This is a genomic window from Gordonia sp. McavH-238-E (assembly GCF_022348225.1).
GTDB classification, from domain to species: domain Bacteria; phylum Actinomycetota; class Actinomycetes; order Mycobacteriales; family Mycobacteriaceae; genus Gordonia; species Gordonia terrae.
The window spans coordinates 136,626-154,099 of the sequence record NZ_JAKRFE010000003.1; the positions used below are offsets into that span (position 1 = coordinate 136,626).

3 protein-coding genes are annotated in these 17,474 nt (G+C 71.5%); all 3 read right to left on the reverse strand.

The annotated features are described in order from the left end of the window. Positions 1 to 84 precede the first annotated feature (84 nt). From MHN80_RS04960 to MHN80_RS04970, 3 genes are read right to left on the reverse strand one after another with little or no spacing between them, the layout of a single operon-like run. Positions 85 to 1,845 (reverse strand): DUF4012 domain-containing protein, encoded by a 1,761-nt coding sequence (locus tag MHN80_RS04960; protein ID WP_239399940.1) that lies wholly within the window; start codon positions 1,843 to 1,845, stop codon positions 85 to 87. Then, a complete protein-coding gene (locus MHN80_RS04965; RefSeq protein ID WP_239399942.1) occupies positions 1,842 to 2,426 on the reverse strand; it encodes a low molecular weight protein-tyrosine-phosphatase in 585 nt (194 codons plus the stop codon). Before MHN80_RS04965 ends, MHN80_RS04960 begins: the two co-directional genes overlap by 4 nt. Further along, the gene (locus MHN80_RS04970) at positions 2,420 to 17,425 is read right to left on the reverse strand and encodes a non-ribosomal peptide synthetase (RefSeq protein ID WP_239399944.1); all 15,006 of its coding nucleotides are present in this window, start codon (positions 17,423 to 17,425) and stop codon (positions 2,420 to 2,422) included. Before MHN80_RS04970 ends, MHN80_RS04965 begins: the two co-directional genes overlap by 7 nt. Between the last annotated feature and the right edge of the window lie 49 nt (positions 17,426 to 17,474).

Here is a 17,474-nt window from a genome sequence, read left to right on the forward strand (position 1 = left end):
CCGCTCAAGTCCGTCGCGCCCGCAGCGGATCACCTGCTCCCCGATCGAACGCCGAGGCGTTGACGACCTCACCCATTTCTTCGGCTAGTCCTCCGGGCCGCACGCGGGGACGTCGACGTTCACGGTGGGGTCGTCGACGAGCGGTTGGATCGGGACCTCGGCGTCGCCGTGCGCGGAGGTGGGCTCGTCGATCGTCAGGACGATGGTGGCGGTCTGCCCCGGGGCGATGCCGACGCGCGTCGAGTAGTACGGGCGGCCGTGCAGGGCCTGCTCCACATAGAACGCCCCGCCCTCGCCGAGGGTCATCTCCTTCAGGACCGCACCCTTGGTCGCGAGGAACTCGACGTTGGCGAGGTTGGTGCCCTTCTTCACCGAGAGTTCGGTGCCGAGGTTTCCGGCGACGTAGTCGGTCCTGTCGGCGGTGTCGAGGGTGTTGGTGAGCTGCACCGTGATCGTCGATTCCCTTGTGTCACCGTCGCATCCGCCGGAGGTATAGCTGATCTCGCGGCGCAGGTAGTAGTCCAGCTTGGTCCCGGACGCGTTGCCGACGGCCACCTGCAGGTAGGGCGAGGAGGTGTCCGAGATCTGGTGCCCCAGCTTGGTCGACTCGAGGATCCGCTGGTTCTCGTCGTCGGTGCTGTAGATCATGATCCGTCGCTCGTGGACGCCACGACCGAGCGCCTCGAGCAGGTTCCGGGTGCTCCCACCGGACGTGACGAGCTTGTTCACGACGGCCTGGGAGATCGACTGCAGGTAGTCCTTGCGGGCCTGGTTGTCGTCGGCGAAGCGCTGGTAGGCCGTCGACAGCGTGATCGGGACGACGTTGTCGGCGGTGATCTTCTCGCGGCCCACCGTCACCGGCCCGACGACCTCGAGCACGTACTTCAGCGCGATCGGGTCCAGCGCGATCGCCCCGTCGAGCTGCCTGCCGGTCTGCGCCCGCCAGTTCGCGAGCCAGATCTGCGCGGCGTCGGGGAAGTGGGCGCTCAGATTGCCGTTCCGGAAGTCGGTGTACGGCCGGTAGTACGAGTAGATCGCGTCGTACTCGGGACCCAGGTCGATCTGCGGGGTGGCCGGATCACGGAACTCCGAGTTGGCGCCGAGCTCCGGGATGGTCACCCGCCCGCCGGTCGCGTTCAGCACCGCGAAACCGCCGACGAGACCGCCGGTTCCGCGTGCCTCGGACGGCGTCTGGAACGCCATGAAGTAGTTCCGGGGACCGTCGGCGCCCAGCATCGACGGGACGAGTTCGGCGGCGATGCTCGTGGCCTGCACCGTCGAATCGGCGGCTTCGACCTGCTCGGCGAGCTGGTCGCGGGCATCGGCAACCACGCCCAGCCAGCTCGGCTCGATCGCCGACACCTGCTCGGCCACCTCGGCCGACTTCTCGGCCACCGACTTCAGTGCGGGTTGGGCGTCACGCAGCAACGCGAGGTTGACGGTGTTGCCGGTACGCAGTCGGTTCGGGTCGAGGACGGTGGCGAGGTCGGCAGCCGGCACCAGCACGTCGGCCGAGAGCGCCGCGACGGCATCGCTCATCTGCTGTACCGACTTCAACGGCGAACCGACGACCGGCACGGCCGCTGCCGCCGACCACAGGAAGCCCGAGGACCGGTCCTCGGCGTCCCGGGCGCTCGCCGACGCCGCCTCGGCCGCCTGCCGGGCACCGGCCTGATCGCCGTCGAGCATCAGGGTCCGGGCTCGGCTCGCGTCCGTGCGCACCGACTCCAGGTCGTCGCGCACCTGGAACGCCGAATACGCCAGCCAGACCGTGGCCGCCGCGGCGAGGACCAGCAGGACCGCGACGACCTGAACGACGCGGTTGCCCGCGAGACGCCGGATCATCGGACCTCCCCCGCTCCCGGCGCCGGCGCCAAACCGGCATTAGCCGCCAACCACCCGACCACCGCCTCCACCTTCGGCTCGACCTCGGCGAACACGCGATCGAAGTCCTCACGCGGACGGCCCATCGGGTCCACGATGTCGAGCTGCTCCGCGTTGGGGTCGAGACGCCCGCGCCCGGCGATGATCTCCGGCAGCGCACCGAGGTCGCAGAGCGCGGCGAACTCGGTCAGTGTGAAGACCCGCTTCCACCGAGCCGGCGCCATCTGCTGCGCCGCGGCGCGGTGTTCGCGACTCATGCACAGCACGAGGTCGGACCCCGCGAGCATCGGCGGCCGCAGATACCGGGACTCGAAACCCGCTGCGTCGTAGCCGTTCTCGACCAGTACGGCCGAGGCGTGCGGGTGGATGGGCTGGCCGTTGAGTGCCCCTACACCGGCACTGGTCGACGTCACGGGGACACCGGCCCGGCCGGCGAGACCGGCCAGCACGCGTTCGCCGATCGGCGAACGGCAGATGTTGCCCGTACACACGAACAGGATCGACATCTGCGGCGTCGCCGCCTGATCGGATACGGTCACCATTCCTCCTCGATTCTGCGGGCCACCCGCGCCATCACGTCCGAATTTCCCAACTGCGCATGTGTCGCGTCGGTGTACATCACGTCGACGACGCCCCGCCCGCCGGGATCGACCACCCGTGCCCACTCCTGCGGGTCCGGGTTGTCCTGCGCCGCAACGTAGACGACCTTGTCGACGGCGACCGGACCCAGGTCGTAGGAACGAGCCGCGCCGGCCAGACTCCGCGTCCGTTCGTCGAAACGGCGCAGCGCCTCGGGGTCGTGCCGCTCGGCGAGCTCTCGCAGCGGGTGATCGGCGGCGCGCAGTTCCTCGTCGTCGACCGTTGCGAGTTCGGCGGGCGTCCGGGGGTCGAGCAGCACCAGCAGCGCCACCTCCGCACCGAGTTCGACGAGCCGGCGGGCGATCTCGTGGGCGATGACACCACCGACAGACCAGCCGACGAGCCGGTACGGTCCCTGCGGCTGGGTCGACCGGATGGCCTCGACGTGCAGTGCCGCGATGCCCTCGACCGTCGACGGGAGTTCCCGGCCGGCGAGCACGAGTTCGGGCAGCTGCAGCCCGAACACGGAGGCCGATCGCAGGGAGTCGCCCAGCACCCGGAACGGTTCGACGATGCCTGCTGCTGTGTGCACACACCAGATCTCGGGGCGCCGCTCGGCGGGGCCCGGGGACAGTGGCAACACGCGTCGCGCCGGGAGATCCACTGCCGCGATCCCGTCCAGCAACCGGGCGACCTCGGCCGGCGTGCGGTGGCCGAACAGGTCCGCCGCGTCGAGGACCCTCCCGGTCCGGGTCGCCAGCTCGTCGCGCAACTGCAGCAGGGCCAGCGAGTGCCCGCCGGCGGCGAAGAAGTCGTCATCCATGCCGACGTGTATCCCGGTGGCGCTCCCGTCGGCATGGCGGCCCGCGCCATGCTCGGGTGTCGGCTCGCCGAGGACGGTGCGGAAGGCATCCAGAACCGCTGCCTCGGTGTCGGTCCCGGGTTCGCGCACCGACTCCGACCAGACGGGTTCGGGCAGTCGCCGTGTGTCGATCTTGCCCGCACCGCTGAGGGGCAGGTCATCGAGCGCGACGATCCGGCTCGGCACCATGTGCCGCGGCAGCGACGACCGGCACTCGGCCTGGAGTTCGGCGACCGGCACCGACGGCGACACCACGTACGACACGAGGGCGGGCCCCACCGGTCCCCACCGTAGTACCGTCGCCGACCGGTCGGCACCCGCCCGCACGATCACCGCGTCGATCTCGGCGGGTTCCACCCGCTGCCCGCGGATCTTGACCTGGCGGTCCGCCCGCCCGACGTAGACCAATTCGCCGGTGTCGCGATCCCACCGCACCAGGTCGCCGGTCCGATAGCGGCGACTGCCGTCGGGGGCGGCGACGAAACTCGCCGCGGTGAGCGCCGGATCGCCGAGATAGCCTCGGGCAACCCCGGTTCCGCCGATGTACAGCTCTCCCACGACGCCCGGCGGGACGTGGCGCAACTGCGCGTCGAGCACCTCGGCGCCGATGCCGGGGCGCGGATGTCCCAGCCGGATCGGGTCGCCGCGACGGTGGGCGGAGGTGGACACCGTCACCGTCGTCTCGGTGGGGCCGTAGATGTTGCGGACCTGTGCGTGCTCGGACCACGTCGCGGCGAGGTCGGCCGACAGCGCCTCACCTCCGATGTACACCAGGCGCAGCGCACCGATCGCCGCCGGCCGTAGCGTGCGGACGACCGACGGGGTGGCCGTGAACACGCTGACGCGTGTGTCGTCGAGGAACCTCGTCAGGTCGTCCCCGCCCGCGATCCCGGCGGGGACCACCACGAGCGTTGCACCCGCGGCGAGCGGCAGCAACATGTCGTGGAACGTCGCGTCGAATCCGGGACTGATGGCCATCCCGACCCGGTCCGTCGGTTCGACGTCGGCGAGCGCGGCCACCCGGTGGACCCCCCGATGGGTCACCCCGACGACATTCGGGGTCCCGGTGGTGCCCGACGTCGTGATGATGTAGGCCAGCGCATCGCGCGACACCGGTGTGACCGGTTCGGACATCACCGGTTCCGTGGGTTGTCCGGGGATGTCGGCGGACGTGATCACACTCGCCCGGGCGCCGGCGACCACATGGTCGATCCGCGCCGCGGGGTACGTGACGTCGACCGGTACGCACACGCCACCGATCCGGCTCACCGCCCAGATCGCGACCACCGACTCGATCGATCGCGGCACCACCACGGCCACGGCGTCGCCTGCACCGAGACCGCGCCGCCGCAGCGCGCGCGCGGTCACCGACACCCAGGCGTCGAGCTCGAGGTAGGAGAGCGACCGGTTCTCGTCGGCGATGCCGGGCCGGTCGCCGAACGCCGCGACGGCCTCGGTGAGGAGTTCGGCCAGCAGCGGTTCGGCCCCCGTCGGCGACGACGACCGCGCCCGGCCTGCGACGAATCCCCGCTCCGCGCCGGTGAGCGGTTCGACCGCCGCGAGGCGGTGCGACGGCTCCCCGACCACCGCCGTCACCGCGGCCACCAGCCGCTCACCGAGCGCTCGGATCATGGCTTCGTCGAACAGTTCCCGGCCATGGTGGACGCGCAACCGCCAGCCTCCGGCGTCGGGCACCGCCACGATGTGGAGATCGAACTCGCTGCGCGCCACGGTCCAGGCGTCGGCGGAATCGGTGTCGGCATCGGCGCCCGCGGAATCAGGCTCGTTCGCAACCGGATTCGGCCCGCCGGCCGGGTCCGCGAGCGAGAACGCGACCTGCACCAGCGGATGGCGTCCGGGTACGCGCGGCGGATCGATCAGCGCGACGACATCATCGAAGGCGATGGCGGCATGATCGAGCGCCGCGAGGTCTTCGTCGCGGACACGCGTGATCAGGTCGCCGACCGTCATGCCGGGGGCGACCCGGGTACGCAACACGACGGTGGAGATGAGCATGCCCACCGTGCCGGCGGTGCCGGTGTCGCGACGCATGGACGCGGGGGTGGCCAGCGCGATGTCGTCGGACCCTGATTGCACCGCGAGGGCGAGTACCACCGCCGCGTGCAGGATGTGGAACTCGCTTGCCTGCGACCGCCGAGCGGCTGATGACACCGCCTGCCCCACAACCGCTTCGAGTGGGTACTCGATCGTGGCGGTCCGGAGGTCACGAACGGCGGGGCGTCGCTGCGCGAGGTCGAGTTCACCGCTGTACCCCTCGAGGGCACGACGCCAGAAGTCCAGCAGATCTCCCCGGGATCGCTCTTCGTCGGCCACCATCTGCCGGGCGACCACCGGGAAACCGGTCGGCGCCGGGCCGAGGTCGGTGCCGGCGAGAAGCGCGGTGAGTTCGCGCTCCACGATCGCGGCCGACTCGCCGTCCATCGCGATGTGGTGCGCGATCAGCACCGTCGCCACCGGCGTCACCTCGTCGTCGCCGGTGATCAGCCACACCCGGACCGGCGGTTCGCCGCTGAGATCGAAGGCCTCCCCGAGCATCCCGATCCCGTCGCCGGTCGCGAGCCGGGCCGTGCCCACCCGCCGGATGGGCGGCCGCCACGCACCCAGAACCCGCTGCCGAGGTCCGTCCGGTGAGGCGAGGTACCGGGTGCGCAGGGCCGGATGACGGTCGATCAGCGTCTCCACCGCGGTGACGACCGCGGGCTCGCCGACCCCGGTGGGAACGGGTACCACCACGGGCACCGCGTAGATCGGCACGGCACCGAGCATCTGCGCGCCCACCCACATCCGACGCTGGGTCGGGGCGAGCGGCAGATCGCCGAGGTCGGCCTCGCCTTCGGCCGGGCCCACCGTCGGCACGGCGGCGGCATCCCGGGCGGGGTCGGCGTCGGCCGGCTCGTCGGGGAGTTCGGTCAGCGCCTGCGCCAGTGCGATCGGGGTGGGGTTCTCGAAGAGCACGCGGGTCGGTACCCGCACACCGAGACGACGGCCGAGCGCGGAGGTCACCCGGGTGGCCGACAGCGAGGTACCGCCCAGCGTGAAGAAGTCGTCGGCCTCCCCCACCGATCCCGGCGGCACCTCGAGCACCTCCGACATCACCTCGGTGATCGCCCGGACGAGTGGAGCCGATGACGCCGGGCGAACGGACGCCACGGGTACCGGCTCACCGACCGACCGCGCTCCCGGCACCTGGTGGGCCACCACATCGTCGGCGACCGGCGCACCGGCGACGGGGAACGGTTGCCCCGGATCGCCGGCCGCGGCCAGCAGGAATCCGCGGAAGTCGTCGAGCAGAGCACGCGCGACCTCGGTCGGCACGGATGCGGAGTGCACGACGGTGATGTGCAACTCGTCGTCCTGTTCGGCGAGAACGACTTCGAGGTCGTACTTCGCGTCCACCGTGGCCGTGAACTCCGGCACCAGGGTCGCCACCACCGAGTCCGCGCCGGGTCCTCGGTCGTTCGACGACGGCCCGGCGAGCACGACCTCGCCCGACGACTGGGGCACGACGTCCTGGTTGACCAGCAACACCGAGATCAGCGGGTCCCCCGCCGCCCGGTCATCAGGGCGAACCATGCGAGCGACGTCCTCGTACGGGACCTCGCTGTGCAGTTGTGCGGCCAGGGCGGCATCCCGTGCCCGCTCGACGGTTTCGCGGATCGTCGACCCCGGGTGCAGATCGGTCCGCAGCGCGACGGTGTTGACGAACATGCCGACCACCGACTCCCATTCCGGCGCATGCCGGCCGTGCACCGGCACACCGATGAGCAGGTCCCGTTCGCCGGTCCACTGTCCGAGCAGCGCGGCGAGCGCGGCATGCGCGACCTGGAAGACGCTCGCCGACAGCGTCTTCGCGGTCTGGTGCAGGGTTTCGGTGCCGACGATGGAGGCCGACAACCGCCCGACGACGCGGCCGGCCGCCTCATTCCGGCCGGTGCCCGGGCCGCCGGGATCGACGCTGCCCGGCAAGCGGAGGGGACCCGGCGCATCGGCGAGCGTCGAGGCCCAGTACCGCAGTTCTCGCGCGTATCTGCTGTGCGGATCGGCTGGATCACCGAGCCGCGTGATCTGCCACTGGGTGAAGTCGGCGTAGGTGAACGCCTCGTCGGCCGCCACCGAGAGCCGCTGGCCGTCGTATGCGCGGAGCAGGTCCGCGAGCAACACCCGGGTCGACCATCCGTCGATCGCGATGTGGTGCAACACCGCCGCCAGATGAGTGTGCGGATCGTCGGCCGCGTCGAGCTCGAAAACCGTGGCCCGGAACCCCGACTCGGACTCGAGGTCGAAGGGCAGGCGAAGGAAGCCCTCGATCTCCCGACGAAGGCCCTCGGGACCGGCCGCCGCGTCGACGAGGCGATGCCGCAGCACCGGACTCCGATGCTCGATACGCCGCTGTCGCGGCCCGGACGGCGAATCGGGATAGACCGTCCGGAGAACGGCGTGGGCCGCCACGACCTCGTCGACGGCCTTTCGCAGGCGTGCGAGATCGACGCGTCCGCGGATCCGGAGCACGACCGGAACATGGTATGCCGTCGAGAGCGGCTCGACGTGGTGATGAATCCACATGCGGCGCTGCGGATATGCCAGTGGCAGCACCTCCGGCACCGGGAGTCGTGCGGGCGCTGCGCTCACGGCAACGCCGCCGGCGCCGGCGAGCAGCTCATCGACGCGCCGGGCGACACCCGCCACCGTGCGCGCCTCGAAGATCACGCGGACCCCGATGTCCGCGCCGGTCGCCGCGGCGAGCCTCGACGTCACCTGAGTGGCCGACAGCGAGGTGCCACCCTCGGTGAAGAAGTCGGACCCGGCATCCATGGACGCCACCGGACGTCCGAGGACCTCGGCCCATACCGCCGACACCAGTTCTTCGGTGGCGCCGGCGGGCGGGCGGCCGGCGCGGGCAGCGGGAGCGGTCGCGGCGCCGGCGAAGTCGGGATCGGGCAACGCGGCCACGTCGATCTTCCCGTTCCGCCCGATCGGCAGCGCCGACACCGACACGAATGCGCTCGGGATCATGCTGCGGGGCAACAGGTGTGCCAGTTGTCGGGAGAGGTCCGCGGCCTGTGCGCCGTCCTCGGCCACCACCCACGACACCAGGATCTTCTCCCCCGCCGGGGTGGTCCGCGTCGCGGTCACCGATGTCGCGACGCCGGGCAACCCCGACAGCGCCGCGTCGACCTCGCCCGGTTCGAGACGCACGCCGCGGATCTTCACCTGATCATCGGTGCGACCGTGGATCACGAAGGTGCCGTCCGGGCGGCGGTGGACGAGGTCGCCGGTCCGGTACATCCGGCCGCCGTCGCCGTGGGGATCGGCGACGAACCCGCGCGCCGTGGCCGACGGGTCGCCGAGATAGCCCCGCGCCAGACAGTTTCCGGCGAGGTAGAGCTCACCGACGGTGTGGTCCGAGACCGGTCGCAGCGCGGAATCCAACACGTACATGCCGACACCCCGCAGCGGAGAGCCGATGGAGATCGGCCCGCTGGGGTCCGTGGTGAACCGCGCACTGCTCACCGCGACGGTGGCCTCGGTCGGACCGTACTCGTTGCTCAGCGTGTGCCCGACGGTCCAGTCGCGGACCAGCCCCGCGCCGAGCGGCTCACCGCCGACCGCCACGTGCCGGACACCGGGGAGTTCGGGCGAACGCATGGTCGCGAGCACCGACGGTGTGGTCAGCAGGACGCTCACCCGCTCGGCGTCGACGAACCCGGTCAGTTCGTCGGCCGCGATGACGTCGGGCGGGCACATGACGATGGTCGCGCCGGCGACCAGAGGCGGCACGACACCCATCAGGTGGGCGTCGAATCCGGTTGCGTACGTGTGCAACACCCTGTCCGGCGGATCGAGCCGAAGGCGGGTCACGGTGTCTCGCGCCCAGCCGGACAGGCCGCGATGGGTCACCTGGACCCCCTTGGGCCGTCCGGTGGTTCCCGACGTGAAGGTGATGTAGGCGACGTCGTCCACCGACAACGGCCGCACCCGCTCGGTGGTGTCGAACGGCGCCGGGCCCGGCGTGCGCGCGCTGGGATCGGGGTCGCGGGCGAGAATCTCGTCGAGCGCGATCGCCCGGACCCCCGCGGGCACGGACTCCGCGGCGAGGGTGAGGACCGCACGCGGCCGGCACCGCTCGACGATCATCTGCTTCCGACCTGCCGGATCCGCGGGATCGACGTTGGCGAAGGCCGCTCCCGCTCGCGCCGCCGCGACGGTCGCGATGACGCCGAAGACCGAACGCGGCAGCAGGGCGACCACGACGTCACCCGGACCGATCCCCGAGGCGATGAGCTCGCGGGCGACACGCGTCGCCGACCGGTCGAGGTCGGCGTTGGTCAGTGCGGAACCGGGTCCCGGGCCGAGATGGCGGCGGTCGACGACCGCGATCGCGTCCGGTTCGGCGGCGAGACGTCCGGTCAGCAGCTCGTCGAGCGTCTCGGGGCCCCGGGTTCGGCTCTGCGCGTGGAGGTCCGGGGGCGAGACCGCGGGGGCGAGCAGGGCCGCGACCGGGCGGAGCGGTTCCCGCACACCGCGGCGGATCGTCTCGATGACGAGGTCGCACAACGCATCCAGCCGCGCCGCGCTCGCCACCGCACCCGTGCACGCCATGGTCAGGTGAAGTGCACCGTCCCGGCGGAACATCGACACATCCACACCGAAGAGCGGAACACCCCACAGCGCAGGGCCGAAGGGCGCCATGCCCGCGCCTCCGCCGTCGCCGCCGGCCGCCACGAGCTCGTCCGGGACGGCGCCGAACGAGACCTCGAAGAGCGGGGTCCCGGCCTTCACCCGTTCGGGATCGGCGATCTCGGTGATCTCGGTGAGCGGGAGATCCGCGTGCGCGAACGCGCCGAGATCGACCGCGGTGACCGTCGCCAGGAGGTCGACGAAGCGGAGATCGAGGTCGATCGGGGTGTGCAGCGGCACGGCGCGGGCGAACAGTCCCGGTACGGCGAGCAGTCGCGGATCGAGCCGTCCGGACAGTGCCGTGCCGACCGTGACGACGTCGGTCCCGGCCTGTCTGGCCAGCACCGCCGCGAGTGCGGTGTGCACGACGATGAACGGCGTGCTCCGTCTCGTCACGGCGAGTTCGTCGAGGATCGAAGTCTCGGATCGGTCGAGGCTTCGGTGCGTGCGGTGCACCACTGTCCGGTCCGGGGAGTGCGGGTCTGGGGCGTGCGGGTCTGGGGAGTGTGCCTCGGGGACGGAGGGGTGTTGGTTCCCCGGGTTGAGTTCCGGGAGCCGCAGTGGCTCCACGGCGCGGTCGAACGCCGAGACCCAGTGGGCGACCAGCTCGGCGTGCCGCGCGGCCAGCGTTCGCGATCGCCACGCCGAGTACTCCCGGTAGTCGATCTCGCCGCGTGCGGAGAGTGTGCCGGCCAACGCCGAACCCAGTTCCGCGAACAGGATGGGGAACGACTCGCCGTCGACGGCGATGTGGTGCGCGACGACGAGAAGCCAGCTCTGACCGTCCATCTCGCCGATGCGGACCCGCCACGGCAGCTCGGCAGCCAGGTCGATCGGTGCGTGCAGTGTTCCCAGCGTCGCTGCCACCGACTCGGCGTCGGCGACCGGGATCGTCGCCGCCAGTGCTTCTTCCAGGACTTCCACGACGTACTCGTCGCGGAGGCGGCGTTGCACCGGCCCGTCGGCTCCGACCGGGAACACGGTGCACAGCGCGTCGTGCCGCGTCACGATCTCGACGAGGGCACGGCGGAGCGCGTCGGGGCGGGCGTCGACGGGAAGCGCGAGGGGCATGAGGTAGCCGGTGAAGTCCGGTTCGGTCCGCCACCGGAGCCACAGGTCCATCTGCTCGGGTGTGAGGGTCAGGTCTGCCCCGGTCGCGAGCGGCGCGAGACCGGAGTGGACGCCGTCGACCGGACGTACGGTGTGCGCCGTGGCCTCGATGTGCGCGGCGAGGGCGGCCACCGTCGGGTACTCGAAGACATCGGCGACGGCGACGTGATCGCCCGTTCCGGCGAGCGCGGCCGCGAGCCGCGCCGCCGACAGTGAGGTTCCCCCGGCTGCGAAGAAGTTGGTGTCCGCGTCGAGCACGGCCTCGGTTCCGATCACCGTCCGCATGGCGCCCACGATGGACTGCTCGGTCGCCGTGAGCGCCCGCGGCGACGTCCCCGGAACCTGCGGTAGCAGGCCGGTCAGCCGACGGCGGTCGAGCTTGCCGGTCGACGTCATCGGCCAGCCGTCGACGATCGCGACCCGAACCGGAACCATGTGGCCCGGAAGCCGGTTCGCGCAGGCGGTGCGGAGGTGGTCCTCGTCGAGGGCGTCCAGGACGTCGAAGTCGGCGAGACCGTCCTCGGTGACGAAGGCGAGAAGTCGCTCGTCGCCGGGACGGCTCCCCGGATCGACCAGCACACGCGCGTCACCGACCCCGGGCACATCACGGAGCGCGGCCACGATCTCGCCGAGTTCGATACGGTGGCCGCGGATCTGGACCTGGTCGTCGGTGCGGTCGAGATAGACCATCCGACCACCGGCGAGTTCGCGCACGCGATCACCGGTGCGGTACATCCGGCGTCCGGAACCGCTCGGGTCCGCGACGAATCGCATCGCGGTGACTCCCGGCGCGTTGTGGTAACCGAGGGTGACCTGATCGCCGCTCACATACAGTTCGCCGACGGCGCCGACCGGGACCGGACGCAGATCCCGGCCCAGGATGGCCGTCGCGACCCCGTCGAGCGGGATTCCGATGTCGCTTCGCTCGTCGTCGACGTCGACCTCGGTGGCCGTCAGGTGCACGGTCGTCTCGGTGATGCCGTACATGTTCACGAGTCCGACCTCGGGATGGGCGACCGCCCAGTTCCGTAACGAATTCGGCGACAACGGCTCTCCGCCGAAGACGACGGTCCGCAGCGTCCGCGGTCCCGGTTGCACACCGGTGGCGGACACCGCCGGGTCGATGAGGTTGCCGAAGGCCGTCGGGGTCTGCGAGCAGACGGTGACCCCGTACCGGTCCAACGCCGCGGACAGCAACCCCGGGTCGAGGACCGTCTCGCGCTGCAGCACGACGACTTGGCCGCCGGAGGCCAACGGGCCCAGGATCTCCCAGACCGAGAAGTCGAAGGCGTAGGAATGAACCCAACTCCACACGTCGCGTTCGGTCGCCTCGATGGTGTCCAGCGCCGCTCCGAGCATCGCCGCCAGGTTCGCCCGGGTCGCCATCACGGCCTTCGGGACGCCGGTGGAACCAGACGTGTGGATCACATACGCCCCGCCCGGAACCGGCTGTGCCCGAACCCCGTCCACAATCGGACGGACCTCGGTTCCGTCCTCGATGAACGCGGCGGGTGCGGTCGCGGCCAGGATCAGCTCCGTGCGGGACGGCGGGTCACCGGGTTCGATCGGCACGTACACCGCGTCGGCCATCAGCACCGCGACGATGGCGACCACGGTGTCCGCGCTGCGCGGCAGGATCAGTGCGACCCGATCACCCGGCCGGACCCCGTTCTCGCGCAGCCTGATCGCGACGGCTTCGGCCCGGTCGCGTAGTTCCCGGTAGGTCAGGGTCGCGTCGCCGGCGACCACCGCGGGCGCGTCGGGCCGGGTGTCTGCCTGACGCCGCAGCGCGGCGATGGGGTCGACGGGCGTGGTCCGGCGGACCCCGCCGCTTCTCGTCCGAGCGGTCGGTACCGGGAGGCATCGGGCGATGACCGACTCCGGGGACGCGACACCGAGCGCGACAACCGTCTCCACGAAACGATCGAGCAGGTGCTCGGCCGCGACGGTGTCGACGCGTCGCCCGGCGACGGTCAGCGCGACCGACAGCCCCTCCGGGTCGTCGAAGACGGTGAGTTCCAGCGCGGTTCGTGCCTGGCCGGTCGGCAGCGTCTCGACATCGGCGAAGACGGCGGCGCCGGGGAGATCCGGCCGGGAGGCGTGGTAGGCGAAGATGACGTCGGCGAGTCCGGTCGGCGCCGCATCGGCGTGGGTGATCGCAGCCGTGAGATCTGCTCCGACGCGGGCGAGGGCCTCGGCGACGCCGCTGTGCCGAACGCCGATGGTGCGCACCGGCACCGTCTCGACGAACATGCCGACCGGCCGGAGTTCCTCGGTGGTGAACCGCCCCGACACGGGCACCGACATCACGATGTCGTCGGTGTCCGAGTACTCGGCCATGGTGGCCGAGAGTGACACGCACAGAAGGGTGTTCAGAGTCGTCCCGGCGTTCCGCGCTCGGACGGAGGCCCGTTCGCGGGCGTCGCGACCGATCGTCCGACGAAGGGTCGTCGCCGGGCCGGAGGTGAGTCCCGCCGGCAGTGCTCGCGCCGGCTCGGGCAATGCGAGGCGCATGGGAGCCTCGCGCATGACCTTCGCCCAGTGGACCTCTGCGGTCGGATCGATCGCGTGCGACCGCGCGTTCAGCGCTGCCCCGAAGCCCACCGCATCCTCGGTCCACACCGGCTCCCCGCCGTCGAGACGGGCGCGCAGTGCATGCGCGAAGTCGTCGACCACGATGTGCAGGGACCACTCGTCGACCGCGATGTGGTGCGCGACGAGCACGAGTTCGGTCTGTGCGCCGGTCTCGTCGACAACTGCCCGCCAGGGCATGTCCACGGTCAGGTCGAAGGGCGCCGAGACCGCGAGTTCGACGCCGGTGGCATCGAGTGTGCCGGTGGTGATGGGAATTGGCATCCGCGCGTCGCCGACTCCGCGGACGACCGCCGCCGGTTCCCCGCCGGTGTCGGGATAGACCGTCCGCAGCGCCTCGTGCCGCGCTGCGACATCGACGAGCGCGGCACGGACGACGTCGGCCGCGATCCCCTCGGCGAGAACCAGTCGCACCGGGAGGTGGTAGACGGTCGCATGCCTGTCGGCGCGGTTGAGCAGCCAGATCTCCTGCTGCGCACGGGTCGGGCGATAGCGGGTGACCCCCGGGTTTCCCGGCGACTCCCCCGGCCCGGAACGACCTTGCTCCGCCGCCTCCAGTACCGCGGCGAGTTCGGCGAGAGTGGTGACCTCGCCGAGATCACGCATGCTCACGACGACCCGGAGGGAGTCACCGAGGTGCGTCGCGAGTTGCATGAATCCCAGTGACGTGGCACCGAGTTGGACGAGTTCGTCGTCCATCGAGGGATCGGGAACACCGAGAACGTGCGTCACCGCGTCGGCGACGGCGTGTTCGAGCGGCGTCGACGGACGTCGTTGCGCGGCCCGGGATTCCGGTGCCGCCACGATCAGCTCGGCGACGTCGGCACGGTCGGCGACACCGACCGCGTCGAGCGGCACCGACTCCAGGATGGCCACCCGGCGCAACCAGAGCACCGTCGGCAGTTCCGCATTGACCCGGCGTCGCACCGAGGCCCGAACATGGTGTGGATCACTGTCTTCGGATTCCCCGGCCGTTCGGCGTCCGGCCGGGGACAGGCACAGAGCGATCCCGACACCGTCGCCGAGCACTGCCGCGCGCGCCACGGCGACACCGGACACCTCGGTGGCGGCACGCTCGAGGAGTGCGAGATCGACCCGGACCCCGTCGATCTCGACGATGTCCCCGGCACGGTGGTCGATGACCACGTCGCCCGTTCCCGGCTCGCGATGGCCACGGTCCCCGGTGGCCACCATCCGTCGGCCGGGCTGCCACGGGCACGCAACCATCATCGTCGCGGTCCGGGCGCCGTCTCCGACAACGTACTGTGGCGCACCGATTCCCGCGATGTAGATGTCACCGGTGATCCCCGGGGGCAGCGGACGCAGCCGGTGGTCGAGGATCGCGACATCGACGCCGCGTCGCGGCCGTCCACTCGGCAACGGTCGGTCGATCGGCCGATCCGGGCGGATGCGGTCCGTGATGGTGTAGGGCCCCAGCACACCACCCGGGCTGTAGGCGGTCCGTACGTCCCGCCCGAACGCGAACCGCACGGTCGGCGCCGGCATGGTGCCCGAGTCGACGACCAGCACGGTCGTCGCCGCGCCGGCCGAGGTCTCGTCGAGCGGTCCGGCAGGGACGACGGCGTGCGTCGCGAGGTCGGTGTCCGGGTCGACGAGGCGCAGCCCGTGAGCGGCGCACGCGGCCATCTCGAGATGCGACGCCCAGGAGGCCTTCGGCGCCATACATGCGAGTCGTCCGTAGCCCGGGCCGGACGCCGCCGGGGCGAACACCCCGTCGACGATGAGTGTCGCGACGGCATGCTGCGGGATCGCGACGACGTCCGCGGCCCCGAGAGCTCCGACGACTCCGTGGACGACACACGCGGTGTCGTCCGGGCGGGACGCCGCCGTTCCCGGCGCCGGCGCGACGTCGGCCAGTCCGGCAAGTGTCCACACCTCACCGGCGGAGACGCCGGCGGGCGGATCGGTGGCGTCGTCCGCGATCACCAGCAGGGCGCCGGGCGCGCTAATCACGGCGCGCGGAATCGATTGCGGTGCTGCGGGATCGACCAGGAGCGCGGCGGCTCCCGACGCGGCGACGGCCCACCAGGCGAGCAACCGGTCCGCATCCGACGCGACCGCGATGGCGACCGTGACACCGGGCCGCGCCCCGACCGTGCGCAGTTGCGCCCCGAGTCGGCCCGCACGGGCGTGCAGCTGCTCGAAGGTGAGCAGCGCGGGTACGGACGTCCCGGGGTACTCCACCGCGGGCTCGTGCCGCCGCCGGGCAGCGGCGTCGGTCAGGGCCTCCCAGAGGGTGCCCGCCTGCCTCGCGCCGGTGTCGGTCTCGGTGCCGGCGTCGGTGTCGATCTCGGGGAATCGCAGCGGCAGGTCGTCCACCCGGGTGTCCGGCTCGCGGAGGAACGCATCGGCGAATGTGTCGAGCATCGACAGGAACTGACCGTGGTGTGCGGCCACCTCGGCATCGTCGTACCGGTTGGGATTCGCCTCGACGCCGATCATCAGCGAGGAATCCTGGTCCTCGCCGGGTACGGGGTAGATGTTGATCGTCAGATCGTCGGCCGGGCCCACGGTGAGGATGTGGAACGTGGCGCGCGCGTCGCCGCAGGGGAATTCCCGGTCGAACAGCATCAGGTTGAGCATCGGACCCGAACGTTCCTGGGCCGCCGTCCGCGGCGTCGCCCCGGAGGACTCGTCTCCGGCGACGTCGGCCCAGATGTCCTCCCCGCGGTACCGCTGGTGGCGCAGCGCACCCATGAGCGCGGCCTGGGTGGTCCGGAGGGCGTCGGCGACGGTGCCCGCACCGGTGACCCCGGTGCGCAGCGGCACGATGTTGGCCACCGGCAGCGGGGTGGCCCGCAGCGCCGCGGTCGTCCGTGCGGCGACCGGGAACTGGAAGATGACCTCGTCGCCCTGCGCGGCCGCCCGGCCGAGGTATGCGGCGAAGGCGGCGACCAGCACGTTGGGCAGCATCGTCGAACCGCGGTGCGCGGCCTCGTGCAGCCTCGCCATGGTGGCCGGGGGCACCGCCGACGCGACTCGACGGGCCACCGCCGCGGGACGCCCCGGACGATGCGCCAGGGTCGCCGCGATGCCGACGCCCGCCATGTTGTCCCGCCAGTACGCGCGGTCGGTGCCGAACCGTTTCGACGCGCGGTACTCGGCGTCGGCCCGGGCGGGGAGGTCCAGGTCGACCGGTTTCTGCGCCGGAGCGGGCTCCCCGGTCACCGCGGCGTGATAGGCGGCGAGGGCCTCGACCATCCGGTCCTTGCCACCCATCCCGTCCGAGAGCAGGTGATGGCCCCGGTTGTAGACCAGGGATTTGGTGTCGGACAGCCGGAACAGGCAACCGCGTGCCGTCCGGTCGACGCGTGGATCGAGCGGACGCGAATAGTCCTGCGCCATCATCTCCTCGGCGACGGCGCGGGGGTCGGGCCGGTCACGGAGATCGATGATGTCGGCCCAGTAGTGCAGGCCGGGGTCGTAGACGCCGACGAGCCCGTCCTCGGAGTCGACGAACCGGAGCTGGGTGAACTGCGCGTGTTGCACCACCGCGCTCGTCGCGGCGACGAAGAGTTCGGCGTCGATGGGCCCGTCGATCTCGACATACTGGGCGACGTTGATCGGCACATCGAGCGCTGCCTGCTGGGTGAACCACAGCGAACGCTGGGCCGCGCTGAGCGCGAACTGTCGTGGGCCGTCCGGCACCACGATCTCCGGGTTGGACGAATCGCTCATTCGACGTCCCGGCGTTCACGACGACGGCCGGGCAGACCGGGGCTCACGG